Source organism: Nitratireductor aquibiodomus NL21 = JCM 21793, from assembly GCF_000615975.1.
Taxonomy (GTDB): Bacteria; Pseudomonadota; Alphaproteobacteria; order Rhizobiales; family Rhizobiaceae; genus Nitratireductor; species Nitratireductor aquibiodomus.
This window is the reverse complement of sequence record NZ_BAMP01000005.1, coordinates 49,743-75,372: the sequence shown is the minus strand read 5'-3', so window position 1 is coordinate 75,372 and position 25,630 is coordinate 49,743. Positions and strand designations below refer to the sequence as shown.

Annotated in this window: 20 protein-coding genes and 5 pseudogenes; 18 read left to right on the top strand and 7 right to left on the bottom strand. The window is 61.7% G+C overall.

Annotation, left to right across the window (positions count from 1 at the left end):
• Positions 1–8 precede the first annotated feature (8 nt).
• From JCM21793_RS02760 to JCM21793_RS02705, 11 genes and pseudogenes are all read left to right on the top strand, one after another.
• Positions 9–1,067, top strand: a complete 1,059-nt coding sequence (locus tag JCM21793_RS02760) for a substrate-binding domain-containing protein (protein ID WP_025029384.1) — start codon at positions 9–11, stop codon at positions 1,065–1,067.
• Between the two features lie 57 nt (positions 1,068–1,124).
• The gene (locus JCM21793_RS02755) at positions 1,125–2,189 is read left to right on the top strand and encodes a substrate-binding domain-containing protein (protein ID WP_025029383.1); all 1,065 of its coding nucleotides are present in this window, start codon (positions 1,125–1,127) and stop codon (positions 2,187–2,189) included.
• 73 nt (positions 2,190–2,262) lie between these two features.
• The gene (locus JCM21793_RS02750; RefSeq protein WP_025029382.1) at positions 2,263–3,222 is read left to right on the top strand and encodes an ABC transporter permease; all 960 of its coding nucleotides are present in this window, start codon (positions 2,263–2,265) and stop codon (positions 3,220–3,222) included.
• Between the two features lie 21 nt (positions 3,223–3,243).
• Positions 3,244–4,449: an alanine racemase gene (locus JCM21793_RS02745; protein WP_025029381.1), complete on the top strand. Its 1,206-nt coding sequence runs from the start codon at positions 3,244–3,246 to the stop codon at positions 4,447–4,449.
• A 3-nt stretch (positions 4,450–4,452) separates the two neighbouring features.
• Entirely contained in the window at positions 4,453–5,208 is a 756-nt protein-coding gene (locus JCM21793_RS02740; RefSeq protein WP_007009155.1) for an ATP-binding cassette domain-containing protein, read from the top strand.
• A gap of 256 nt (positions 5,209–5,464) precedes the next feature.
• A pseudogene (locus JCM21793_RS23785) lies at positions 5,465–6,528 on the top strand (ABC transporter ATP-binding protein).
• Positions 6,529–6,652: 124 nt separating this feature from the next.
• A pseudogene (locus JCM21793_RS23780) lies at positions 6,653–7,968 on the top strand (ABC transporter substrate-binding protein).
• Positions 7,969–8,042: 74 nt separating this feature from the next.
• Positions 8,043–8,971: pseudogene (locus JCM21793_RS23775) on the top strand (carbohydrate ABC transporter permease).
• Positions 8,972–8,982: 11 nt separating this feature from the next.
• Positions 8,983–9,885, top strand: coding sequence for a carbohydrate ABC transporter permease (locus JCM21793_RS02715; protein ID WP_025029380.1), 903 nt, complete (start codon positions 8,983–8,985; stop codon positions 9,883–9,885).
• A 26-nt stretch (positions 9,886–9,911) separates the two neighbouring features.
• Positions 9,912–10,808, top strand: coding sequence for an L-threonate dehydrogenase (gene ltnD, locus JCM21793_RS02710; protein WP_007009161.1), 897 nt, complete (start codon positions 9,912–9,914; stop codon positions 10,806–10,808).
• A 130-nt stretch (positions 10,809–10,938) separates the two neighbouring features.
• Complete coding sequence (locus JCM21793_RS02705; RefSeq protein ID WP_007009162.1) at positions 10,939–11,379, top strand: PACE efflux transporter; 441 nt, start codon at positions 10,939–10,941, stop codon at positions 11,377–11,379.
• Positions 11,380–11,382: 3 nt separating this feature from the next.
• On the opposite strand, the gene JCM21793_RS02700 is transcribed toward JCM21793_RS02705, so the two are convergent.
• From JCM21793_RS02700 to JCM21793_RS02675, 6 genes and pseudogenes are all read right to left on the bottom strand, one after another.
• Positions 11,383–12,306: an NAD(P)-dependent oxidoreductase gene (locus JCM21793_RS02700; RefSeq protein ID WP_025029379.1), complete on the bottom strand. Its 924-nt coding sequence runs from the start codon at positions 12,304–12,306 to the stop codon at positions 11,383–11,385.
• 21 nt (positions 12,307–12,327) lie between these two features.
• Positions 12,328–13,170, bottom strand: a complete 843-nt coding sequence (locus JCM21793_RS02695; protein ID WP_025029378.1) for a fumarylacetoacetate hydrolase family protein — start codon at positions 13,168–13,170, stop codon at positions 12,328–12,330.
• Positions 13,171–13,197: 27 nt separating this feature from the next.
• A pseudogene (locus JCM21793_RS23770) lies at positions 13,198–13,931 on the bottom strand (SDR family NAD(P)-dependent oxidoreductase).
• 125 nt (positions 13,932–14,056) lie between these two features.
• Entirely contained in the window at positions 14,057–14,935 is an 879-nt protein-coding gene (locus tag JCM21793_RS02685) for a GntR family transcriptional regulator (protein ID WP_244423479.1), read from the bottom strand.
• Between the two features lie 46 nt (positions 14,936–14,981).
• Positions 14,982–15,968, bottom strand: a complete 987-nt coding sequence (gene denD, locus JCM21793_RS02680; RefSeq protein WP_025029376.1) for a D-erythronate dehydrogenase — start codon at positions 15,966–15,968, stop codon at positions 14,982–14,984.
• Positions 15,969–16,009: 41 nt separating this feature from the next.
• Positions 16,010–17,827 carry an IlvD/Edd family dehydratase gene (locus tag JCM21793_RS02675; RefSeq protein ID WP_025029375.1) on the bottom strand — a complete coding sequence of 606 codons (1,818 nt, stop codon included), beginning with the start codon at positions 17,825–17,827 and terminating at the stop codon, positions 16,010–16,012.
• 279 nt (positions 17,828–18,106) lie between these two features.
• On the opposite strand from JCM21793_RS02675, the gene otnK reads away from it, so the two are divergent.
• Genes otnK through JCM21793_RS02660 form a run of 3 tightly spaced genes read left to right on the top strand, consistent with a single transcriptional unit; the run spans position 18,107 to position 20,783 of the window.
• Positions 18,107–19,369, top strand: a complete 1,263-nt coding sequence (otnK, locus tag JCM21793_RS02670; RefSeq protein WP_025029374.1) for a 3-oxo-tetronate kinase — start codon at positions 18,107–18,109, stop codon at positions 19,367–19,369.
• Positions 19,366–20,013, top strand: a complete 648-nt coding sequence (gene otnC / locus JCM21793_RS02665) for a 3-oxo-tetronate 4-phosphate decarboxylase (RefSeq protein WP_007009169.1) — start codon at positions 19,366–19,368, stop codon at positions 20,011–20,013. The genes otnK and otnC overlap by 4 nt, the downstream gene beginning before the upstream one ends.
• Entirely contained in the window at positions 20,013–20,783 is a 771-nt protein-coding gene (locus JCM21793_RS02660; RefSeq protein ID WP_036539399.1) for a hydroxypyruvate isomerase family protein, read from the top strand. The genes otnC and JCM21793_RS02660 overlap by 1 nt, the downstream gene beginning before the upstream one ends.
• A gap of 10 nt (positions 20,784–20,793) precedes the next feature.
• Here the strand turns inward: JCM21793_RS02660 and JCM21793_RS02655 are convergent, their stop codons facing one another.
• The gene (locus JCM21793_RS02655) at positions 20,794–21,468 is read right to left on the bottom strand and encodes a GntR family transcriptional regulator (RefSeq protein WP_007009172.1); all 675 of its coding nucleotides are present in this window, start codon (positions 21,466–21,468) and stop codon (positions 20,794–20,796) included.
• A 103-nt stretch (positions 21,469–21,571) separates the two neighbouring features.
• Between JCM21793_RS02655 and JCM21793_RS02650 the strand changes: the two genes are divergently transcribed.
• The 4 genes and pseudogenes from JCM21793_RS02650 to JCM21793_RS23765 all read left to right on the top strand — a co-directional run bounded on the left by JCM21793_RS02650 (position 21,572) and on the right by JCM21793_RS23765 (position 25,608).
• Positions 21,572–22,621, top strand: coding sequence for a 4-hydroxythreonine-4-phosphate dehydrogenase PdxA (locus JCM21793_RS02650; protein WP_007009173.1), 1,050 nt, complete (start codon positions 21,572–21,574; stop codon positions 22,619–22,621).
• Positions 22,622–22,687: 66 nt separating this feature from the next.
• Complete coding sequence (locus tag JCM21793_RS02645) at positions 22,688–23,674, top strand: TRAP transporter substrate-binding protein (protein WP_081784619.1); 987 nt, start codon at positions 22,688–22,690, stop codon at positions 23,672–23,674.
• 94 nt (positions 23,675–23,768) lie between these two features.
• Positions 23,769–24,326, top strand: a complete 558-nt coding sequence (locus JCM21793_RS02640) for a TRAP transporter small permease (protein WP_025029371.1) — start codon at positions 23,769–23,771, stop codon at positions 24,324–24,326.
• Positions 24,323–25,608 (top strand): annotated as a pseudogene (locus JCM21793_RS23765) (TRAP transporter large permease). The gene JCM21793_RS02640 and the pseudogene JCM21793_RS23765 overlap by 4 nt, the downstream one beginning before the upstream one ends.
• Positions 25,609–25,630: the final 22 nt, after the last annotated feature.

Sequence of the window (25,630 nt, the reverse complement as noted above, 5' to 3'; positions counted from 1 at the left end):
AGAAAATCATGTCGATAGTCAATCTGTTGCGCGCGGCATCGCTTTCCGCGCTTTTCATCACGGGCGGCGCTTATGCGCAGACCGTTGGTCCGCAGGGCGAGACCGCTACGCCCACAGCCGACATTTCGGTTCCCGACGACAAGGTCGAGGGCCTGAAGGCAGGCGGCCATCGCGCAGCCCTTTTGTGGCACGACCAGTCGGATTTCGTGAATGCGGTGACGGCCGGCGCAAGCGATGAGTTCGCGCGACTTGGCATTGAAGTGGTGGCAACCACCAGTGCCGGTTTCGACGCCGCCAAGCAGCGCAGCGACATTGAAACGGCCATGGCCAAGAAGCCGGACATCATTCTTTCGCTGCCGCTCGACCCGGTGACATCGGCAGCTGCCTTTGAGGAAGCGAAGGCGCAGGGTGTGAAGCTTGTGTTCCTTTCCAATCTGCCGAAAGACTACAAGCACGGGTCCGACTATGCGGCGATTGTCACCGACGATCTGTTCCAGATGGGCAAGCAGGCCGCCGATGCGCTGGCAAAGGCCATGGGCAGCAAGGGCACGGTGGGCTGGGTCTATCACGATGCCGATTATTACGTGACCAACCAGCGTGACAACGCTTTCAAGAGCACCATCGAAAACGACTATCCGGAAATGAAGATCGTTGCCGAACAGGGCATCAGCGATCCCGCACGGGCAGAAGAGATCGCCAATGCGATGCTTTTGAAGAACCCGGATATCGGCGGCATCTTCGTGACCTGGGCAGGGCCTGCCGAAGGTGTTCTGGCCGCCCTGCGCGCCAATGGCAACAAGACCACGAAGGTGGTCACGCTGGACCTGAGCGAGCCGGTCGCGCTCGACATGGTGCGTGGCGGCAATGTGACCGCCATCGTTGCCGACGAAGCCTATGAGCTTGGCCGCGCCATGGCGGCGACCGGCGCACTGGCCCTGATCGGTGAAGAGACGCCGCCCTTCATCGTCGCGCCGGCGGTGACGGCGACGGCCGACAATGTGAGTGAGGCCTGGCACCAGTCGCTGCATGTGGATGCACCGAAAAGCGTGATGCAGGCCGGGAAATAATGCCTGCGCGGCGGCCGCGGGGCGCGGCCGCCAAACGGGGAAACGGGAGGAAACGATATGAAACTCAAAGCTCTTTTTGCAGCGGTCCCGCTTCTGGCAGCGACAACCGCGATGGCCTTTGCCGAACAGCCCGCAACGGTCGGGCCGAACGGTGAGGCACCCACGCCGGCGGCTTCGCTCACCCTCAGCGATGCGGATATCGAGACCATCAAGTCCGGCGGCCACACCGCCGCGCTCGTCTGGCACGAACTCTATGACTGGTCGAACGCCGTCGCGCAGGGTGCGAAGGACGAATTCGCCCGGCTTGGCATCGAGGTGGTCGCGGAAACCGATGCCGGTTTCGACACCGCGCGCCAGAAGGCCGATGTGGAAACGGTGATGGCGCGCAATCCTTCCATCATCGTGTCGCTGCCCATCGATCCGCCGACGGCCAAGTCCGTCTATGGCGTTGCCAGGGATGCGGGCGTCGAACTGGTCTTCATCGACAATGCGGTTCAGGGCTTCACCCATGGTGAGGATTACACAACCGTGGTTTCGGCCGACCTCTTTCAGATCGGCAACAAGGCGGCAGTGGCGCTGGCCGAGGCCATCGGCGGCAAGGGCAAGGTGGGCTATATGTTCCACGATGCCGACTTTCCCGTCACCAACCAGCGCGACGGTGCGTTCAAATGGACCATCGAAAACGAGTATCCCGAAATCGAGATCGTTATCGAATCCGGCATGACCGATCCGGCCAATGCCGAGGACATTGCAAGCGCCATGCTTTCGCGCAATCCTGACCTCGACGGCATCTATACTCCATGGGCCGAGCCGGCTCTGGGCGTGCTCTCCGTTCTCCGCCAGCAGTCCAACGACCGGACCAAGGTGGTGACGATCGATCTGAACGAGCCTGCCGCGCTCGACATGCTGAAGGGTGGCAACATTGCCGCCATCGTCGCCGACGAGGCGTATCAGATCGGTGTCACGGCGGCGCGGGCCGCCGCCGCCGGCCTGCTCGACAAGGCGGTGGAGCCTTTCCTCGTCGTCGATGCGCTGAGTGTCGGCTCCGACAATGTTGTCGACGGCTGGATGCAGTCGATGAACCGGCAGCCGCCGGAAAGCGTCAAGGCCGCGGCCCAATAGCAACTCCGGCAGGCCGTGGTGGGATCCTGAACCCACGGCCTGCCAACCCGTTCAGTTCTTTCAGAGATGTCACATGTTCAAGCGCACATCCGCGATAGCCAGAAAGTTCGATCTGCAGGGCAGCGTCATCTATCTGGGCTTCATCGCGATCTTTCTCTTCTTCGCCATCACGCTCGCGGATGACGGCTTCCTGACCACCAGGAACCTTTCGAACATCGTGCTCCAGACCGCACCGGCGACGATCATGGCCATCGGCCTCGTCTTCGTTCTATCGGCGGGCGAGATCGATCTTTCCTTCGGCTCCATTGTTGCCGTCTCAGCCCTTGCGGCCGCTGTGGTGATGCAGGAGCATTCCATGCTGTTCGGCATTCTTGCCGGGCTTGGCGCGGGTCTCGCCATTGGCTGGATCAACGGGGTGATGGTGGCTTATCTGCGCTTGCCATCCTTTCTTGTGACACTCGCCACGATGGGGCTTTTTGCTGGTGTGGCACGGTCCATGACGGATTTGCGCTCCATTCCGGTTCTGAGCGACACGTTCACCGGCTTCTTCGGTTCGGGCTCGTTCTTCGGCATCCCCTCGCTTGTACTGTGGACGCTTGCCGCCGTGATCGTCGGCCATCTGGTCTACCGGGAAAGCCGGTTCGGTGCGCATGTGATCGCGACCGGTGACAATGCGCGCGCCGCGCAGGTTTCCGGCATCAAGGTTCCACGCCTCCGTCTTGCGGTGCTGATGATAAGCGGCGGCTGTGCCGGGCTTGCCGGGCTGCTCTATGCCGGGCGGCTGCAGGCGGCAAAATACACGCTCGGCGAAAGCGACCTGATGACCGTGATCGCGGCCGTGATCGTCGGCGGCACGGCGCTGAACGGCGGCAAGGGCTCCGTGATCGGCGCGCTGGTGGGCTCGCTTCTCATGGGCATGCTGAACAACGGGCTGATCCTGATGGGGCTCTCGGTCTCCGATCAGATGATCGTGCGCGGGCTCATCATCCTTCTGGCCGTTGCCATTTCCCTGCGCGACACCACACGCGCCTGATCCGAATTCTGGAGAAGTCCGATGTTTCTCGATGTTCTTAGACGCCGCAATCCCGCATTCATCGAAGCGGCAATCCGCCTGCATCAGGAGGGCAGGGTGCCCGCCAATGCCTATCTGCTCGATCTGGACGCGGTCGAGGAAAATGCCCGGCATTTCCGCACCGCTGCCGACAGGCATGGCCTGAAAGTGTTCGCCATGACCAAGCAGGTGGGGCGGAACAGCGGCTTCTGTCAGGCGGTGATGCGCGGCGGCATCGACCGTTCCGTGGCCGTGGACATGGCCTGCGCGGTGGCCTGCGATCGTGCAGGCCTCAAGACCGGGCACCTCGGCCATCTGGTGCAGGTGCCGCGTCGTGAGGCGCCGATGGCCGCATCGCGTCTGGCGCCTGATTTCTGGACCGTTTTCAGCAGGGAGAAGGCGCAGGAGGCCGCCCACGCGGCAAAGCTAGCCGGGCGCACGCAGTCTCTCCTCGCGCGGATCCACACGGAGAAGGACACGTTCTATCGCGGGCATGAGGGCGGTTTTCCCGCGGAGGACATCGCCGATGTGGCGGCGATGATCGACGGGCTGGATGGCGCGCGGTTCGCGGGTCTCACCACATTCCCGGCGCTGCTTTACGATCAGGAAAAAAAGAAGGTTCTGCCCACGCACAACCTCTCGACTCTCGCCCGTGCCGCCGAAGCGCTGGCGAAGGCCGGTCGCACCGATGTGGAGGTGAACGCGCCGGGCACCACTTCGTCAATCGTGCTCGACACGCTGGCCGAGGCGGGCGCAACGCAGTGTGAGCCGGGCAACGGCCTGCACGGAACGACGCCCCTTCACGCCATTGAGGACCTGCCGGAGCGTCCCGCTGTGCTCTACCTCTCGGAGGTTTCGCATCTTCACCAGCAGCGCGCCTACTGTTTCGGCGGCGGCCTTTATATCGATCCGGTCTTCCCGGATTACGATGTTCAGGCAATCGTGTCCGATACGCCGACGGCTTCGGCGCAGGCGATGGCCAGCGTGGAAATTCCGCCACCTTCGGCAATCGACTATTACGGCATGATCGATACGACCGGCGCGGTTAAGCCCAGGGCGGGCGACAGTGTCGTCTTCGGTTTCCGGGGGCAGGCCTTCGTCACCCGTGCCTACACAGTGGGAATTTCCGGCGTTTCCAGCGGCGATCCCAAAGTGGTGACCATCGAGAACCCGTTCGGGGTTGCACAAGACTGGCCGGAGCTGAGGTAAGCTATGTCAGCGAATTCGGAAACCATCACCAGCCCCGTTCTCGAATTGAAGAACATTCACAAGGCGTTTGGCGGGGTTGTCGCCATTCAGGATTTCTCGCTCGACCTGAAGGCCGGTGAAATCGTTGCGCTGGTCGGCGACAACGGTGCCGGCAAGTCGACGTTGATCAAGATCATCTCCGGCGTGCATGCCCCGACCTCGGGCACCATCCGGCTCGATGGCGAGGCGGTCAGCTTCTCCGATGCCAGCATGGCGCGCTCCAGCGGCATCGAGGTGGTCTATCAGGATCTGGCGCTGGCCGATCTTCAGCCCGTTTACATGAACCTCTTTCTCGGGCGCGAGAAGGTGCGAAAGCCTTTCGGCATGCTCGACCGCCGCGCGATGATGCAGGAAACGCAGGCGCTTGTTGACGAACTGGACGTCCGGATTCCATCGGCCAATGCGATGATCCGCGATCTTTCGGGCGGGCAGCGGCAGGGTGTCGCGATTGCGCGGGCGACACACTGGGCCACCAAGCTGATCCTGCTCGACGAGCCGACCGCCGCGCTCGGCGTTGCCGAAACGGCCAAGGTCGAGGAAATCGTCCAGTCGCTCAAGGCCCGCAATCTGGCGATCCTCATCATCAGCCACAGCCTCGACCAGGTTTTCCGCCTCTCGGACAGGATCTGCGTCTTGCGCCGCGGCAATCAGATCGGCGTGCGCGAAACCGCGAAAACAGACAAGAACGAGATCGTATCGATGATTACCGGCCTCGCCTGAGGCAGTTCGCCGCCGGGTGCCCGCACCCGGCGCGGCAGGCGTTTTCATTGCCCTTCACGACCTGAATCCATTCGCACGGCGCGATGCGTAAAGCACCGCGCCGTCATCTGTTTGTCCGGTCGCTTCACGATGCATACGTTATTGAGGAGGTGCCGGATTTTACAAACTTCCTGATGTTCCTTGTTTTGCATGTTGCGCTCCATTCGGATTGAAGCCACTATGCAACAATGAATACATTAAGGAGGGAGGAGCCTTAATGGCCACAGTGAAGTTTCGCGATGTCCGCAAGGCGTTCGGGCAGGTGGAAGTTCTGCATGGCGTTTCGGTGGATATCGAGGAGGGGCAGTTCGTCGTTCTGGTCGGGCCGTCCGGCTGTGGGAAATCGACCCTGCTGCGCATGCTGGCAGGGCTGGAGCACATCAGCTCCGGAGACATCGTGATCGGCGACCGGGTGGTCAACGCGCTTCCGCCCAAGGAGCGCGATATTGCGATGGTGTTCCAGAATTATGCGCTTTATCCGCACATTACCGTGGCCGAGAACATGGGTTTCTCGCTCATGCTCAAGGGGGCGTCCAAGAGCGATATCGAGGCGAAGGTTCGGCCGGCGGCGGAAATTCTTGGCCTGACGCATCTGCTTGACCGCTATCCGCGCCAGCTTTCCGGCGGCCAGCGCCAGCGCGTCGCCATGGGGCGCGCAATCGTGCGCAACCCGCAGGTGTTTCTCTTCGACGAACCGCTCTCGAATCTGGATGCGAAGCTACGCGTTTCCATGCGCTCGGAAATCAAGAACCTGCATCAGCGGCTGAAGACCACGACAGTCTATGTGACCCATGACCAGATCGAGGCCATGACCATGGCCGACAAGATCGTGGTCATGCATGACGGCATTGTCGAGCAGGTCGGCGAACCGCTGGAGCTCTATGATCGCCCGGCCAATCTTTTTGTCGCAGGTTCATCGGATCGCCGGCGATGAACATGACACCGGGCATGCTGGCCGAGGGTGAGCCCGGCATTTTCGTGACAGGGCAGGGGCAACGCATTGCGGTTGCCAATGCCGGAACGGCAAAGCCCGGTCAAAAGCTCATCTGCGGGATCAGGCCCGAGGCAATCCATCTGCGTGGTGATGTCGCCCTGCGGGTGAAGGTGGTGGAGCCGACAGGGTCTGAAACCCATGTCGTCGCCGAGCTCGACGGCAATGAGATGACCTGCGTTTTCCGCGAGCGCATCAAGGCCGGGCCGGGTGACGAACTGAAGGTCTCCATCGATCCGGAGGCAATCCATCTCTTTGATGCGGAGGGAGGACAAAGGCTCTCGGCATGATCGGATTGGCGCTGCCGGGGAGGGCGGCGTCAGGACGGGGCGTTTCAGCGCCCGGCGTTAATGCGGCAGTCAACCGCTTTGCGGCATCGGGAGGATGCCCGCAGATTTGAGGAGGAGACGTGCAATGACGATCAATCGCAGGAGATTTCTTTCAGGCACGGCGGGTCTCGCCGCCGGTGGCCTTCTGGCGGGAACGCTGGGAACGCGGCATGCGCTGGCGCAGGCAACGGCATCGATGTTCACACCGGAGGAGGGTGCCACCCTGCGCCTTCTGCGCTGGGTGCCTTTTGTGACAGGCGAAGAGGAAGCCTGGAACGCCAACACGGCCGCCTTCACCGAGGCCACGGGCGTGGAGGTTCGCATCGACCAGGAAAGCTGGGAGGACGTGCGCCCGAAAGCGGCGGTGGCGGCCAATGTCGGGTCTGGCCCGGACATGGTGATGAGCTGGTTCGACGATCCCTTTCAGTATCCCGACAAGCTGGTGGATGTGACGGATCTGGCCAACGCGCTCGGCGAGGAGCATGGCGGCTGGTATGAAGGGCTTGAGGGCTATGCCCGGCAGGGCGACAAGTTCATCGCCATCCCGCTCTGCGCCATCGGCAACGCCGTCTGCTATCGCGACAGCCACATGAAGGCGGCAGGTTTCAGCGAGTTCCCGCAGGATACGGCCGGCTTCCTCGAACTGTGCAAGGCGATGAAGGCCAATGGCACACCGGCCGGTTTCCCGCATGGCAAGGCGGTTGGTGACGGCAACAATTATGCCCACTGGCTTCTGTGGAGCCATGGCGGCATGACGGTGGACGAAAGCGGTGCAGTGGCGATCAACAGCCCCGAGACGAAAGCGGCCATCGACTATGCGAAGGCGCTCTACGAGACCTTCATTCCCGGAACGGAAAGCTGGCTCGACATCAACAACAACCGCGCCTTCCTCGCCGGTGAGGTGTCGCTGACAGCGAACGGTGTTTCGCTTTACTATGCGGCGACCAAGGATGAGGCCTTAAAGGAAATCGCCGAGGACATCCGCACCACCAATCTGCCGGTCGGGCCGGTGGGCAAATCGGTGGAACTGCACCAGACCTCGACGCTCTCGATCTTCAATCACTGCAAATACCCGCAGGCGGCCAAGGCCTATCTCGCCTTCATGTATCAGCCGACCGCATGAATGCGTGGCTGGAAGGTGCGAGCGCCTATTGCTGTCAGGCTCTGAAGGGCTTCGAGAACAACCCGGTGTGGACCTCGAACCCGGTTCACGCGCCCTATGCCAAGGCTTCGGCTTCGCTGCGGCCCAATGGCTATGCAGGCCCGCTCGGACCGGCATCGGCAGGCGTCATGGCCGACTATGTGCTGGTCGACATGTTTGCCGAAGCGGTGACCGGACAACGCACGCCTGAAGAGGCCATTGCCAACGCGGAGCGGCGCATCGCGCGCTACTACCGCTGATGGACAGGCGGCGCCGGCTGACCGTCGGCGCCGCTCCTTCATGCAGGTCAGTATCAAGAAAGGCAGGATGATCCATGCAGGCCAGGCCCGCGCGTTCCTTTTCGATCCTGGGATGGCTTCTGGAAAGCCGCAACGGGCTCGGCATTCTGTTCATGCTTCCGGCAGCGGTGTTTCTTCTGTGCTTTCTCACCTATCCGCTGGGGCTGGGCGTGTGGCTCGGTTTCACGGATGCGCGGATCGGACGCGAGGGCATTTTCGTCGGGCTCGAAAACTATATCTGGCTGTTCGACGATCCGGTGTTCTGGCTCTCCGTTTTCAACACGATGCTCTACACCGTGGTGGCTTCGGTATTGAAGTTCGTGCTGGGGCTCTGGCTGGCGTTGATCCTGAACCAGCATTTGCCGTTCAAGACGTTTTTTCGCGCGATCATCCTTCTGCCTGGGTGGTGCCGACCGTGCTTTCGGCGCTGGCTTTCTGGTGGATCTACGATTCCCAGTTTTCGATCATTTCCTATGTGCTGATGAATCTCGGTGTCATCAGCGAGCCGATCAATTTTCTTGGCGACCCGAACACGGCACGGGCTTCCGTGATCGCCGCCAACGTCTGGCGGGGCATCCCCTTTGTGGCGATTTCGCTGCTGGCCGGGCTGCAGACCATTCCGCAATCGCTCAATGAGGCGGCGGCACTGGATGGCGCGACCTCGTGGCAGCGCTTTACCAAGATTACGCTGCCGCTTCTGACGCCGATCATTGCCGTGGTGATGACGTTTTCAGTGCTGTTCACCTTCACTGACTTTCAGCTCATCTATGTGCTGACGCGCGGCGGGCCGGTTAACGCCACCCATCTGATGGCAACGCTTTCCTTCCAGCGCGCCATTCCCGGCGGGCAACTGGGTGAGGGTGCGGCGATTGCCGTGGCGATGATCCCATTCCTGCTGGCGGCGATCCTGTTCTCCTTCTTCGGATTGCAGCGCCGCAAATGGCAGCAGGGCGGCGGCGACTGAGGAGGACGGCCATGAGCGAGATCATCCAGAACACAAAACAGGCCGGCCTTCACGACGATTCGGAAGGCATGGAGCAGTTCAACACGCTGCCGCGGCGCATCGTGACGGTCTATCTGCCGCTCGCGGTGTTCGTTTTCGTGCTGCTGTTTCCGTTCTACTGGATGGCGATCACCGCCATCAAACCGGATTACCAGCTCACGGATTACAAAAACTACAGCCCCTTCTGGGTGATCGAGCCGACGCTCGAACATGTGAAATTCCTGCTGTTCGAGACGTCTTATCCGGGCTGGCTGTGGAACACGATGCTGGTGTCCTTTGCCTCGACCTTCATCTCGCTCGCAGCGTCGGTTTTTGCTGCCTATGCAATCGAACGCGTGCGGTTCACGGGCGCGCGGGTGACGGGGTTGATGATCTTTCTCGCTTATCTCGTGCCGCCATCCATCCTGTTCATTCCGCTGGCTTTCATCGTGTTCAAAGTGGGCATTTTCGATTCACGTCTTGCGCTGATCCTCACCTATCCGACCTTTCTGATCCCGTTCTGCACCTGGCTTCTGATGGGGTATTTCCGCAGCATTCCCTTCGAGCTGGAAGAAAGCGCGCTGGTGGACGGGGCGACACGCTGGCAGATCCTCACCAAGGTTATCCTGCCTCTGGCCGTGCCCGGTCTCATCTCGGCCGGTATCTTCGCGTTCACGCTGTCCTGGAACGAGTTCATCTATGCGCTGACCTTCATCTCCTCGTCGGAAAACAAGACGGTGCCTGTCGGTGTGCTGACGGAGCTGGTGCGCGGCGACATTTATGAATGGGGGGCGCTGATGTCGGGCGCGTTGCTTGGCTCCCTGCCCGTGGTTATCCTCTATTCCTTCTTCGTCGATTACTACGTCTCGTCCATGACGGGTGCAGTGAAGGAATGATAATTCCGGTCTTTTGGGAGTGAGCGATGCGGGTGATGGTGGTCGGCCTCGGGTCGATGGGAATGGGGGCGGCTCTTTCACTTGTGCGTGCCGGGCACGAGGTTTTCGGAGTGGACCCGCGCTGTGAGGCCCGTGCGGAACTTCGCTATGCGGGGGCCAGGGAGACCGGGCCGCGGGGGCTCGATTTTGCCTGTCGTGTCGAGGCCGTGCTGATCCTCACCGTCAATGCCGAGCAGGTGGAAAGCGTTCTCTTCGGAGAGGCGGGCATAGCCGGAAAGTTGCCGGCGGGAACGCCTGTCATGATCTCTTCGACGGTCTCGGCGGACGATGCGCGCCGTTTTGGCACGGACCTGGAGCAGGCGGGGCACATGATGCTCGATGCACCGGTTTCGGGTGGGCCGGCCAAGGCGCGTGAGGGCGCGATGACCGTGATGGCGGCAGGGTCGGAGGCTGCATTCGACAGGCTCGCACCGGTGCTTGAAGCCATCGCCGAGCGGGTTTTCCGCATTTCCGACCGGATAGGCGATGGCGCGGCCGTCAAGGTCATCCACCAGCTTCTTGCAGGCGTTCATATCGCTGCCGGCGCTGAAGCCATGGCTCTCGCCTCACGGGCAGGCATCCCGCTCGAGACCATGTATGAGGTGGTCACCAATGCTGCCGGCAATTCCTGGATGTTCGAGAACCGTATGCGCCATGTGGTGGACGGGGACTACACGCCACGATCCACGGTCGATATTTTTGTAAAGGATCTGGGGCTCGTCACGGACGCTGGGAGAGCGCTCGGGTTTCCGCTGCCGCTTGCCTCCACCGCCTATACGATGTTCGCCTCGGCAAGCATGGCCGGCTACGGACGATGGGATGACAGCGCCGTCATCAAGATGTTTCCCGGTATCACGCTGCCGGGCAAGAATCCCGAAGAGTAGACGTCTGAGAGTGTCAAAAATCACTCTTGCATGATCCCCGAGTGCACCTATATTCCGCTCGAAAGCGAGGACGACCTCCCCCATTCAGGGAATCATGTCGGGACGGCCCGAGGACCAGATGGGGAGCAGTATGCGCACCGCTGCAGATCGTATTCGCCATGCCATCAGCTTCGAGCTGATTGCCCTTCTAATCGTTACACCGGCCGCTTCATGGTTGTTCGGCAAGCCCATGTTCGACATGGGTGTCGTTGTCATTGTGAGCGCCACGATCGCCACACTGTGGAACTATGTTTACAATCTCGGCTTCGATCACGCCCTGCGAAGGCTCACCGGCAGTGTACGCAAATCCGTGCCCGTTCGTGTCGTCCACGCGCTTCTGTTTGAAGGCGGGCTTCTGATGGCCCTCATGCCCACCACGGCATTGTTCCTCGGTGTTCCGGTGCTGGACGCATTGTTCGTCAACGCGTCTTTCGCGGTGTTCTACCTGGTATACGCCTTCGTGTTTAACTGGGCATATGACGTGATCTTCCCGGTGTCCGAGAAGCCAGCTTCCGCAGCGCACAGCGCCTGATCGTCATGCCTTGAGCGGCGGGGCGCTGGTTTCACCCGTGCCCAGCCGCTTGCCGGAATTGATGGCTTCGAGCCAGAGAAGATAGGCAGCGTGATCGTGGCGGCCCATCTTCATCTCATGGGCCAGCGTGTGGAATGCGTCGCGGGTTTTTTCCGTCAAGGGAAGCGAGAGCCCGGCACTGCGGGCGACTTCAAGCGCATTCTCCAGATCCTTGAGCTGCAGTTCAAGCGGGCCGCCGGGCACGAAATTGCGTTCGACCATCCGTTCGCCGTGCAGCTCCAGAATGCGTGAGGTGGCAAACCCGCCCATCAGCGCATCGCGCAGTGCGGCCGGGTCGCAGCCGCCTTCCTGCGCCAGAAGCATCGCCTCCGAAACCGCACCGATGGTCACGGCGACGATCACCTGATTGGCGAGCTTGGCGACCTGACCCGCACCATGAACGCCCACATGGGTCGCGCGACCCATGGCGGACAGAAGCGTCTCGGCTTCTGCGAAATCGGAAGCTTCGCCGCCGGCCATGATGGCGAGCGTTGCCTCGATCGCGCCTTTCTCGCCGCCCGACACCGGCGCGTCGAGATGCCGGTGCCCCGTCTTTGAAAGTGCATCGGCGTGGTCGCGCGCGACCGCAGGCTGGATTGACGACATGTCGATGAAAAGCGCGCCCTTCGGTGCGGCTTCCACGATGCCGTTCTCACCGAAATAGATCTGGGTGACGATGGGTGAATTGTCGACCATTGTCACGACGGCATCGGCGCTGGCGACGGCTGAGCGGGGATCATCAACGACGGTTGCAACGTCTGAAAGGGCCTCCGCCTTGGCGCGCGTGCGGTTCCACACGGTGAGACTGAAACCCGCCCTGGCAATGTTTCGTGCCATGGGAGCACCCATGATGCCGGTGCCGATGACGGTGACGTTTTTGATGCTCATGGCGGGCTCCAGTTTTTCGGTTCAGGCCTGAACGACGGTCTGGCGCTGTTCGCCAAGTCCGGCGATGGAGAGCGTCATGACATCGCCAGCCTTGAGATATTGAGGCGGTTTCATGCCCATGCCGACGCCGGGCGGTGTGCCGGTGGAGATCACGTCACCGGGCATCAGCGTCATGAACTGCGAGAGGTAGGAAACGACATGCGGCACGTTGAAGATCAGCGTGTTTGAGTTTCCGGTCTGGCGACGCTCGCCATTGACGTCGAGCCACATGCCCAGATTGTGCGGGTCGGCCACTTCATCGCGGGTGACGAGCCAGGGGCCGAGCGGGCCGAACGTGTCGTGGCTTTTGCCCTTGGTCCACTGTCCAGAGCGCTTTGTCTGGAAGTCGCGCTCGGAAACATCGTTCATGATGGCGAAGCCCGCGACATGATCCATCGCGTCGGCTTCGCTGACATATTTGGTCTTCGAGCCGATGATGACGGCGAGTTCAACCTCCCAGTCGAGCGCCTTTGAACCACGCGGGAGTTCGACATCGTCGTTCGGGCCGCAGAGGGCATTCAACGCCTTGGCGAAAACGATGGGTTCTTCCGGCGGTTCGGCGCCGGTTTCGGCGGCATGGTCGGAGTAGTTGAGGCCAATGCAGATGATCTTCTGAAGGCCCGCGACACAGGGGCCGAGGCGGGGATTTCCATCGACGGCCGGAAGGGTCTGCGGATCGATGGCGCGCAGCCTGTCGAGGCCCGCCGGCGAAATGACGTCGCCGGCAATATCGTCAACGACGCCGGAAAGATCGCGCAGGGTGCCATCGGCAGCGAGCATGCCCGGTTTTTCCCGACCCGCCGGACCGTAACGCAACAGTTTCATATCGGTATTCCTCTGTACTTGCCTTGATCAGTAGACGGCGCGGCCGCCTGAAATGTCGAACACACCGCCTGTCGTGAAGGAGCATTCCTGCGAGGCGAGCCACGCGATCATGGCAGCCGCCTCGGCCGGTTCGAGAAAGCGCTCGAGCGGAATTTTCGACAGCATGTAGTCGATGTGTTCCTGGCTCATCTGGTCGAAGATCGGGGTGCGGGCCGCCGCCGGGGTAAGGCAGTTGACGATGACGCCGGTTTTGGCGAGCTCCTTGCCGAGCGATTTGGTCAGCCCGATCAGGCCGGCCTTGGAGGCGGAGTAGTGCGAGGCGTTGGGATTGCCTTCTTTGCCGGCTATGGAAGCAATGTTGACGATGCGCCCGTAGCCGCGTTCGATCATGCCTGGCACGAGTGCGCGGCAGGTGAGATAGGGGGCGACGAGATTGACCTCGACCGTGCGGCGCCAGACATCCGGCGCCAGTTCCAGGTCTTGCCATTGCCGCCGGTGATGCCTGCATTGTTGACGAGAATGTCGATCGCGCCGGCTTCCCGTGCGGCGTCGTTTACGGCACTTTCGTCGGTGAGTTCCACCACACGGCCAGATGCACTGCCTCCCAGCGCGTCTGTTGCCCTGTCGAGGTTCGCGGCATTGATGTCCCAAAGAACGACCTCTGCGCCGCTTGCAATGAAACGCTCCGCGGTTGCGAGCCCGATGCCCTGCGCCCCGCCTGTGATGATCGCCCTCCGTCCGGCAAGATCGATCTGGTTCATGAACGGCCCCTCCTCATTCTGTTCCGTTCGCTGTCATCGCACAGACGCGGCAAAAGGACAATGTATACATTGTTATCCGGTGCTGGTGCGGCTGTCGCGTGGCTCCACCTGACTGCAAAAATGCCCTATTGGCTCAGCGGGAATGTCGCCTGCCGGCGCAGGAGGGAGACGAGCTGCTCGTCGGCGCGATCGCGGTGCTGCTGATGGAGGCGGGTTGCCTCCTCTTCGTTTCCCGCCGCGATGGCGGCAAGGATTGCGCGGTGTTCCCGGTCTGAAACAATCGGCAGGGGACGCAGTTTTATGATCGCGCGACGGGCGTGGTATTGCAGGTCCCAGAGCTGCCGCAGCATGGCCTGCAGGCGCGGGTTGCCGCAAAGGCCGACCAGTTCGGAATGAAACTCGTCATCCAGCTCGGACCAGGCTTCAATGTCGCCTCGCTTTGAGGCGCGTTCCATCTGCGTGAGGATGCCGTCGAGGCGCTCATGGTCGGCCGCCGTGATGCCGCGTCGCGCTGTAAGCTGCGCCGCCTTGACCTCGAGGGTCGAAAAGACCTGGTAGATCTGTTCGATCTCTTCGACCGACAGCGACTTGACGGTGATGCCATGGCGCGGCCGCACATCCACAAGCCCTTCTTCCTCAAGCCGTATCAGCGCTTCGCGCACGGGTGTCCGGCTGAGCGAAAGAAGGCTCGCAACCTCGGTTTCCAGAAGTGTGGTGCCGGGCGGCAGCCGCCCTTCCAGAATGCGGAACTTGAGCTCGTGATACGCCCGGTCGCGTGCCGGCATCTTGGCGATGCCCTGCAGGCTCGGGCGGGGGCGTGACGCCGCCTGCGCATCGGCGCTCCTGCTTGCCGGTTTCCGTCCTGCGGTTCCGACCTTTCTGCGCTCGCTCGTGCTCAGCACCCCCTCCATTTTTGCCCGGTGCGGTTCAGCCCTACCGACGATGGTTGGCAGATATCCACTGTCATGTCCAAGCGCATGGGCGTCGTCATACCGGTTCTTCACAGGCAAGGATGTCGTCGGTCAATGGTCCTCGGCCGCTTCAACCCCTTTATTTGCGTGCCTCTTCGTCAGCGATGTGCGCGCGTATGATGGAATCGAAATCCCGGTCGGCCGTGAAACCGGCTTCCTGCGCGCGCCGGGCGATGAAATCACGCGGCCAGCCATCCACGATCGCGGCGATCTGCGGATCGTGCCTGCGCTTTATATGGGCCACGACGTCATGGCCGGCAACGCGTGCGAGGGCCTCTATCATCTCCGCAATGGTGACGGAGAGACCGGGCATGGTGAGGCAACGCCGGTCTCCGAGCTGCGCAAGGTCCATGGTGCCGGCATGCAGCAGGAAACCCACCGCAGCATCAGGGCTCGCCACCCAGTGGCGCACATCGTCCGGGACCGGCAGGATGGCATCCTGCCCGGCGAGCGGCTCGCGGATGATGCCGGAGAAGAAGCCGGACGCAGCCTTGTTGGGCTTGCCGGGCCGAACGACAATCGTGGGCAGGCGAATGCCGATCCCGTCTATGAAACCCTTTCGCGTATAGTCGGCCAATAGAAGCTCGCCAATCGCCTTCTGCGTTCCATAGCTGGTGAGCGGGGCCCGGAAGAACTCGTCGTCGATCTTGTCGGGGAAGGGTGCGCCGAAGACCGCGATGGAAGAGGTGAAGACGAGGCGGGGCCGGTAGGAGCCTCCTCCATTTTCGCCCCGAAGGCGGATGGCTTCAAGCAGATGGCGCGTGCCATCCATGTTGATGCCGTAGCCCTTCTGGAACGCGACCTCGGCCTCGCCGGAAACGATGGCCGCCAGATGAAAGATGACATCGGGCTTTTGCGCGATCAGCCCCTCGACGGTTTTTGCATCCGCGATATCGCCGGCCTGCGCCTCGATCTGAATGCCATTTGCCGGGGCGAGCGGAGCTTCGACCACATCGAATGCGTGAATGGTTTCTATGCGTTCGCTGCCGAGCTTGCCATCGGAGAGCAGCTTTTCGGCCAGCCGGCGACCGACCATGCCGGCGGCTCCGATAATCAGGATGCGCATGCGGGTTCCTCCTCCCTGTGGCGTGTTTTCGACGGTCTGCTTCAGTGGTTGTCGCGCGGGACTGGCGGCATGTTGCCGTCCTTTCCGCCCTGTGCGAGCCGCTGGTAATTGACGGCGGGTTCCAGCACCATGCCGGCTTCGAGCTGGGCGACCATGCCGCGCTGGATTTCCTGCCAGGGCGTCTGGTGCGCGGGATAGGCATATCCCCCGGCCTTCTCCAGTTCCTCACGGCGCCGGTTCAGTTCCTCATCGGAGGTGAGAATGTTTGCCGTGCACTTGTTGAGGTCGATGCGCACGCGGTCACCGGTTTTGAGAATCGCAAGTCCGCCATTGGCGGCCGCTTCCGGCGAGGCGTTGAGGATGGACGGCGAGCCCGATGTGCCGGACTGGCGACCATCGCCGATGCAGGGCAGAGAGGTGATGCCGCGCTTGATGAGGTAATCGGGCGCGCGCATGTTCACCACTTCCGCCGCGCCCGGATAGCCGATGGGTCCCGCGCCGCGCATGAAAAGGATGCTCTTCTCATCGATGGCGAGTGCCGGATCGTCGATGCGCGCGTGATAATCCTCCGGCCCGTCGAACACGATGGCGCGACCCTCGAAGGCCATGGGATCGTCGGGGTTGGAAAGATAGCGGTTCCGGAACTCGTCGGAGACGACCGAGAGTTTCATGATGGCGGAATCGAACAGATTGCCTTTCAGAACCCGGAAGCCTGCATTCTCCTTGAGAGGGTTGGCGAAGGGACGGATCACCTTCTCGTCAGCGATGGCGGCATCGCGGCAGTTCTCGCCAATGCTTTTGCCGTTGACCGTCAGGACATCCTCGTTGATGAGCCCGACCGACATGAGCTGATTGACAACCGCCGGCACACCGCCGGCATGGTAATAGTCCTCGCCCAGATATTCGCCTGCAGGCTGGAGGTTCACCAGGAGAGGCACGCTCTCGCCATAGGTCTGCCAGTCGTCGATGGACAGTTCAACGCCCAGGTGGCGGGCGACAGCCGTCAGGTGGATGGGGGCGTTGGTGGAGCCGCCTATGGCGGAGTTGACGCGGATCGCATTGATGAAGGCTTCGCGGGTCATCACGTCGCTCGGCTTGATGTCTTCATGAACCATGTCGACGATGCGAAGGCCGGTGCGATACGCCATTTCCTGCCGGTCGCGATAGGGCGCGGGGATGGCTGCGGAACCGGGCAACTGCATGCCGAGCGCTTCGGCCAGCGAGTTCATCGTGGTGGCCGTTCCCATCGTGTTGCAATAGCCGGTGGACGGCGCGGAGGAGGCGACGAGCCGCACGAAACCCTCATAGTCGATCTCGCCGGCAGCCATCATCTCGCGTGCCTTCCAGACGATGGTGCCCGAACCCGTGCGCTCACCCCGGAACCAGCCATTGAGCATCGGGCCCACCGAAAGCGCGATGGCCGGGATGTTGACCGTGGCTGCCGCCATGAGTAGCGCCGGCGTGGTCTTGTCGCAGCCGACGGTGAGCACGACGCCATCGAGCGGATAGCCGTAAAGCACTTCCACGAGGCTGAGATAGGCGAGATTGCGGTCGAGAGACGCTGTCGGGCGCTTGCCGGTTTCCTGGATCGGGTGAACGGGAAACTCGATGGCGATGCCGCCGGCCTCGCGAATGCCTTCGCGCACGCGCTTCGCCAGTTCCAGGTGGTGCCGGTTGCAGGGCGAAAGATCGGAGCCGGTTTGGGCAATTCCGATGATGGGCTTGCCGGATTGCAGTTCTTCCTGCGACAATCCGAAATTCAGGTAGCGCTCCAGATAAAGCGCTGTCATATCCGGATTGCCCGCATTGTCGAACCACGCGCGTGAGCGCAGGGAAGAGGCTTTGGGATTGTTGCTCATGTCGTCTCCGGATATTCGATTGCGCGCCTATTCTAGCCTCTTGCCAATCAATGTATACACAAAAATCAAGACTGCGCCGAATTTCGAGAGTTGCCGAAGCCGGATTCCTTCGCGCTGATTTTATCAGGAAAAACAAATAGAAAAAGCACGGTTTCGTGAGATTTTCCCGGACCTTCTTTGTCCAGAATTCGCGCAGAACCTCTCCCATTCATCTGCATTGACTTTTATGGATACGTTGTCGCATTAAGCCGTGATGCATGCGCGAAGGAGGAGGTGCGAATGTTGCTCGGCTGTATTGGGGACGATTTTACAGGCTCTTCCGATCTCGCCAACATGCTGGCCAGAAGCGGTATGAAGACCATCCAGTATTGTGGTGTGCCGAACGGCCCTGCCGATCCCTCCGTGGAAGCGGGGGTGGTGGCGCTCAAGTCGCGCACGATTCCGGTGGCGGATGCGGTCCGCCAGTCGCTCGAGGCGCTTGACTGGCTTCTGGAGCAGGGCGCGGGGCAGATCTACTTCAAATACTGCTCGACCTTCGATTCGACGCCGGAGGGCAATATCGGCCCGGTCATCGATGCGCTGATGGAGCGTCTCGGTGCGGAGCAGACGGTGGTTTGTCCGGCTTTTCCGGCGACGGGGCGTACGGTCTACCAGGGGCATCTCTTCGTGAATGACCGTCTTCTCAACGAGAGCGGAATGGAACATCATCCGCTCACACCGATGCGCGATGCAGACATCCGCCGCTGGCTTGCGCCGCAGACGGGCGGAGCAGTGGGCCATGTTTCCGCGCAGGCGGTGCGCGAGGGGGCGGCGGCCATTTCCGATGCGCTTGACCGGGCGGCGGCGGAGGGGAAGACGCTCATTGTCGTCGACACGGTCTCCGACGAGGATCTCTATCGCATCGGCACCGCCGTGCGCGGCATGAAGCTCGTCACGGGCGGATCCGGGCTGGGACTGGGACTGGCGGCAAATTTCCGTGAAGCGGGACTGCTTGGAAAGAACAGAGAGGGCTGGCAGGGATCGTCAGGCCGTGCGGCCATCCTTTCAGGGTCGTGCTCGGGCCAGACGCGGCGGCAGATCGCCGAATATTCAAAGCTTCATCCCACGCTCAGGGTTGAGCCTGAGGCCGTTCTTTCGGGCACGATGACGCCGCAGGCAGCGGTGGAGTGGATCGGGGCGCAGGACGCAGGTGCCGCGCCGCTCGTCTATTCCTCGGCCGATCCCGAAGTGGTGCGCGCGGCGCAGGCTGCGTTCGGGCGGGAAGAGGTCGCTTCAGCCCTTGAGGGTTTTTTTGCTGCGACCGCCGTGCAGCTTGTCGCCGGTGGATATGAGCGGCTTGTGGTGGCGGGCGGCGAGACGTCGGGTGCGGTTGTCGAAGCGCTCGACTGCTCCGCGCTTGAGGTTGGCCCGCAGATCGCGCCTGGCGTGCCCGGGCTGAAGGTTGCGGGCCGCCCCGTCTGGGTGGCGCTCAAATCCGGCAATTTTGGTGACGATGCGTTTTTCATGAAGGCGCTTGATGTGTTGAAGGGAGAGGCGGCATGAGCGAGGAAAGCAGGCTTCGTGAGGAGATGTGCAGCCTTGCCGCCTCGCTTCATTCGCGCGGGCTGACGCATGGGGCCACCGGCAATGTTTCCGCCCGCACGAGCGACGGTGGATTGCTGGTGACGCCGACGGGCTCGACGCTCGGCACGCTCGATCCGGCCCGGTTGAGCCGTTTCGATGCGGCGGGCCGGCATGTGGATGGCGATAAGCCGACAAAGGAAATGCCCCTGCACGAGGCGTTTTATGAGACGCGTTCCAAGGCCGGTGCTATCGTGCATCTGCATTCGACGCACTCGGTCGCCTGGTCGCTTCTTCCCGATGTCGACCCGGACAATCTGTTTCCGCCGCTCACGGCCTATTCCATCATGCAGCTCGGTAAGGTGAAGCTGCTTCCCTATTTCATCCCCGGGGACGTGGCCATTGGAGAGGCGATCCGCGGACTGGCAGGCAAGCGCTCGGCGGTGATGCTGGCCAATCACGGCCCGGTGGTGGCGGGCAAGGACCTGCGGGCAGCCGGTCAGGCGATCGAGGAACTGGAAGAGACGGCGCGTCTCGCGCTTCTCACGCGCGGGCTTTCGCCGCGTCTTCTCACACCGGAGCAGATCGATCAGGTGGTGACGAAATTCGATGTGGAGTGGTCGTGATGCTGCGTTTTTCCGCCAATCTCGGGTTTTTGTGGACAGAGCTCGCCCTTCCGGATGCGGTCCGGCGGGCGCATGCGGCCGGTTTCGATGCCGTCGAGTGCCACTGGCCTTATGCCGTTCCGGCTGAAGAGCTACGCAAGGCACTTGAGGAAACGGGCCTGCCGCTGCTGGGATTAAACACCCGCAAGGGAGAGCGTGAGGGAGACTTCGGCCTTGCGGCGCTGCCGGGGCGTGAAGACGAAGCGCGGGCAGCAATCGACGAGGCGGTGTCTTACGCAGCAGCCGTGGGCGCGGGTGCGGTGCATGTGATGGCGGGCAGGGTGGCGGAAAGCACGTTGGCGGAAACCGCATTCGCCGAAAACCTCGCATATGCCTGTTCGGCGGCGGCAGCGCGGGGCATTGGCATTCTGATCGAGCCAATCAATCACCGCGACGTTCCCGGCTATTTCCTTTCCCGTGTCGAGCAGGCGGCGGATGTCATTGCCCGCGTGGGCGCGACCAATCTCAAGATCATGTTCGACTGCTATCACACGCAGATCATGCAGGGCGATCTGCTTAACCGGTTTATCGCGCATCGCCCGTTGATCGGACACGTGCAGATCGCGGCCGTGCCGTCACGCGCTGAACCCGACGAGGGCGAAGTCTGCTACGAGCGCCTTTTGCCGGCCATGCGTGATGAAGGGTATGACGGTTACATCGGTGCCGAGTACAGGCCGCGCGCCGGGACTGATGCAGGGCTCGGTTGGCGCGAGGCTTACACCCAAAGCTGACGCCGCTTCGTCACAGATTGTCCTTCACGCGATCCCAGGTGTTCATCAGGTGCTGCGCCATCACGCGGCCGAGGGCGTCGCCGTCGCGCTTTCTGAGGGCGGCGGCCATCTGCTCGTGCTCGGCAACGGCCGAGGCCCAGTAATCCGGCTTGCTGTTTCCCAGAAACCGGATGCGTTTGAGGCGTGCCTGAATGTTGGCCTGAACCTCGCGCAGCGATTCATTGCCTGCCAGCTCGGAAACGCGGGAGTGAAACTCCTGATTGAGCTTGTAATAGGGCAGGCGGTCGCCTTCGCGATAGCGCTTCAGCATGTCTTCGTGGAGCTCGAGCAGCCCCTCGATGTCTGCGTCGCTGGCGCGTTCGCAGACGAGTTGCCCCGCCAGTTTCTCGAGATGCGAGAGCAGCTCCAGCATGGAGAACACGTCCTGGGCGGTGAGCTTGCGCACCACGCTGCCCTTTGACGGGCGAATGATGACCAGCCCTTCAGCCGCCAGGGTGCGCAATGCTTCCCGGAAGGGAGTGCGGGAAACGCCAAGCTGCTCGACAAGCGTTGTTTCATCAATGCGCGTACCGGGCGCCAGATGGCCTTCGATGATGAGATCGCGAATCCGGTTCGCGACCTGGTCGTGCAGCGTCTGCTTTTCGATCGCGACGGTTTCCAGGGGGAAAGGGCTGCTGAGTTCCAAACGAGGTCTCCTGAATCATCCGGATTTGTCGATCATACAAAAAAGATGCGTTGACGTGTGAATTTTCAATAGTATATTTTGTATACAAAATAAGGAATACACAATGCAGCAGTCACGCATCGCCTTTGCGATTGGAGATCCGGCAGGCATCAGCCCGGAGCTTTCGGCCCGCATTCTTGCCGATCAGGACGCCAATCGCGGCGACCTGATCGTTATCGGAGATGAGCGTGTTCTTGCGCTGGGCGCGCGCCAGGCGGGCGTGACGCTGGATGTGCCGGTTGTCTCGCGCGATGCGCTGGAAGGCGATCTCCCGGACGGTACGGTCCTCGTGGACATGGCCAATTGCGATCCGGACGATGTGCCGCTTGGCGAGGCGAGCACGGAGGGTGGCCGCGCCGCGCTGGAGAATTTCGCAACAGCCTTGCGTGTTGGCAAGGCCGGCCTTGCGAAAGCGGTTTTCTTCACGCCGTTCAACAAGCATGCAATGCGGCTCGCGAAAGCCGACTATGTGGACGAGATCGGCTTTATCGATGCCACCATCGAGGCAGAACGCAGCGGGCGTGAGTTCAACGTTCTCGATGAAGTGTGGAACGCGCGCGTCACGTCGCATATTCCCCTGCGCGACGTGGCCGGCAAACTTTCGGTAGAGCGAATCTATGAGAGTCTGAAACTGACCACCGAGGTGATGGAGGGGGCAGGCATCAAGCGCCCGCGCATTGGCGTGGCCGCGCTCAACCCGCATGCGGGAGACGGGCGCAATTTCGGCTGGGAGGATGAGGACATCCTGCTTCCGGCAGTGCAGCGCGCGCAGGAGGAACAGATGGCCGTCACGGGGCCGATCCCGTCTGACACGGTCTTCGTGCGGGCGATCAGGGGGGAGTTCGACGCGGTGATGACCATGTACCACGATCAGGGGCAGATCGCGATGAAGCTGCTCGGCTTCGACCGCGGCGTCACGTTGATTGCCGGCTACCCGTTTCCAATCGTCACGCCGGCCCATGGAACGGCCTATGACATTGCCGGCAAGGGTATTGCCGACACTGGCGCGTCGTTCAACGCGCTGGCGCTTGGCCGGAGGCTTGGTGACCGGATTGCTTCGCGTGCTGTCGAGGAGGACGCCGGCACACGCAGATACCAGGAGGCTCAGGGTTAGGCGGACCGGCAACAGTGAGCGCGCAACCGGGGAGGGCTGCGCGAAACGAAACAGAGGGAGGAAAACATGAGACTGAAGCACATAGCATTCTGCGTGGCGGCACTGATGCCCGCCATGGGAGCCGGCGCCGCCCAGGCGCAGGAAGAGATCATTTTCGGGATCAGCGCGGCAACAGGGTCACTGCAGGAGCAGACGGCCAGCGAGTTTGCCCGCCGCGTCAACGAGAAGCTCGACGGCAAGGCGGTGGTCAAGGTCTTCGACAGCTCGCAGCTCGGCAAAGACAAGGACATGCTGCAGAAGATCAAGCTCGGAACCATGCACCTGACGCTTCCGTCTTCCACCATGCCCGACATTGCCGCTGAATACGCCATTTTCGATCTGCCGTTCCTGGTGGCCGACCGCGAACATCTGAAGAAGATTGACGAAACCCTTTTCAAGGACGTGCTGGTGCCGGCTGCCGAGGCGCAGGGTTATCGGCCGCTCGCGATCTGGGAAAACGGTTTCCGGCAGATCACCAACAATGAGCGCCCGATCAACACGCCGGAAGATCTGAGCGGGCTGAAAATCCGTACGCCAAATTCATCCTGGCGGGTGGCCATGTTCAAGGAGTATGGCGCGAACCCCACCCCGATGGGCTTTTCGGAAGTGTTCGTCGCGCTGCAGACGGGCGTGATCGACGGGCAGGAAAATCCGCTGACCAACATTGCCGCCGGCAAGCTGAACGAAGTGCAGGAATATCTGTCGCTTTCCGGGCACGTCTATTCACCCGCCTATCCGACGGTGGGGCTGGCGGCTTTTGAGAAACTGGAACCGGAGATCCAGACGGTTCTGGCCGAAACGGCTCAGGAAGTGGCCGGTTGGGCGCGCGAGACGGGCGCTTCCAAGGATGACGATCTGCTGAAGCAGCTCGAGGAAAGTGGCATGAAGGTCAACAAGGCGGATCGCGCCGCGTTTGTGGAAGCCTCCAAGCCGCTTTATGAGAAATTCGCCACCGAAGTCGAAAACGGACAGGCGATGATCGATCAGGTACTGTCGCTGGCCGACGGTTCCTGACGCCGATCCTGACGCCACGGGGGGTGGTGCTTTCCTTGAAGTGCCACCCCGCTATCCACCAAATCGTTTTCCGCCCGGCTTGGGATTTCCTGACATGGCACGGCTTGCCCATTGGCTCGATCTTTTTTTACAGGTGGTGACGCTGACACTGCTTCTGGCGCTTTCATGTGTCGTGGTGCTTGGCGTCGCCTTTCGATATTCGGGCAATTCGCTGATCTGGTATGACGAGGTCGCAGCGGTGCTGCTTGCCTGGATCACCTTTTCCGGCGCTGCGCTGGCGACGCTCCGCAATGCGCATTTGGGCTTCAACGGTCTGCTGCTTGGCTCGCCACCTGCCATGAGGATGGTGCTTTTCTGGCTTGGCGAGGCGATCTTCGCCGCAGTCTTCGCCGCGATGCTCTGGGCGGGCTGGGCCATTCTGGACATTTTCGGCAATGAGAGCATGACCACGCTGCGTTTCGTGCCGCGCAGCTTCGTTCAGTCGATCCTGCCGATCAGTGCGGGCCTGATGCTTGCCGGGAGGCTTCTGACCCTGCCGCAACGACTGGGTGCGGCGCAGGCCGGCATCGACCACGAAGCGGTCGAGATTGAACATGAAATTGCCCGCGCACAGGAAGAGCTGTCGCGCGTCCGCGCGGAGACGTCACGATGACCGAAGCCCTGATCCTCTTGTCCATGTTTGCGATGATCGCGATTGGCCTTCCGATTGCCGTTTCGATCCTGGCGAGCGCGCTTTTAGGCCTGTGGCTTCTCAACGGACATCTCGGATTCCTGAATGCCGCGCTGTCCATCTTCGACGGCGCGACCAGCTTTCCGCTGATTGCCATCCCGCTGTTCATTCTCGCCGGTGCTTGATGAACACGGGTGGCATCTCCACGCGTCTTATCGCCTTCGTTTCCGCGCTTATCGGCTTCATTCGCGGCGGGCTTGCCATGGTGAATGTCGGCGTCTCCATGTTCTTTGCCGAAATTTCGGGCTCTGCCGTGGCCGATGTCGCTGCGACCGGGTCTGTCCTGATTCCAGCCATGAAGAAGCGCGGCTACAGCCCGCGTTTTGCCGCCGCGATCACCTCGTCTTCCGCATCGCTGGCAATCATCATCCCGCCATCCATCCCGATGATCCTTTATGGCGCGCTGTCGGACACGTCCATCGTGCAGCTTTTCGTTGCGGGCATCGTGCCGGGCGTGATCGGCGGCTTTCTGTTGATGGCGCTCTCCTATTATTTCGCAGTTCGCTACGACCTGCCGCGCGAAGCGGGTTTCAGCCTGCCGCGCCTGTGGGAGACCACGAAGGACGCTGCCTGGGCGCTGGTGCTTCCGGTGATCATTCTCGGTGGCATTTTCGGTGGTGTGGTTACGGCAACGGAAGGTGCGGGCCTGGCCGTCGTCACCGCGCTCTTCATCGGCGTTTTCATATACCGAGAGATCGATCTTGGCCGGCTCTATCACGCGCTGGTGGAAGGTGTGGTGCAGACGGCGGTGGTCATGCTTCTTGTCGCCACTTCCGCCGTGCTCGGGCTCTATCTGACCGAAACCGAGCTGCCGCAGCGGCTGGCGCAAGGCATTTCGGCCGTCACCACCAACAAGCTGGTCGTGTTGATGATCATCAATGTGTTCCTGCTGTTTCTGGGCATGATCCTGCACGGCGCGGCCGCGATCATTCTGACGGTGCCGATCTTCATGCCGCTGGTGCATCAACTGGGCATCGACCCCGTGCAGTTTGGCATTCTCCTGACGCTCAACATCGCGCTCGGTCAGCAGACACCGCCGGTTGCGAGTGTTCTGGTGACGTCCTGTTCCATCGCCAAAACCGATGTATGGAGCACGACCAAAACCAATCTGCCATTCATCGCCGTCCTGATGCTTGTGCTTCTGCTGGTGACCTATGTGCCGTCCGTTTCGCTCGGGCTTGTGGACGCCTTTTACGATCGCTAGAAAATCTCGCAGTCGCGAGGGT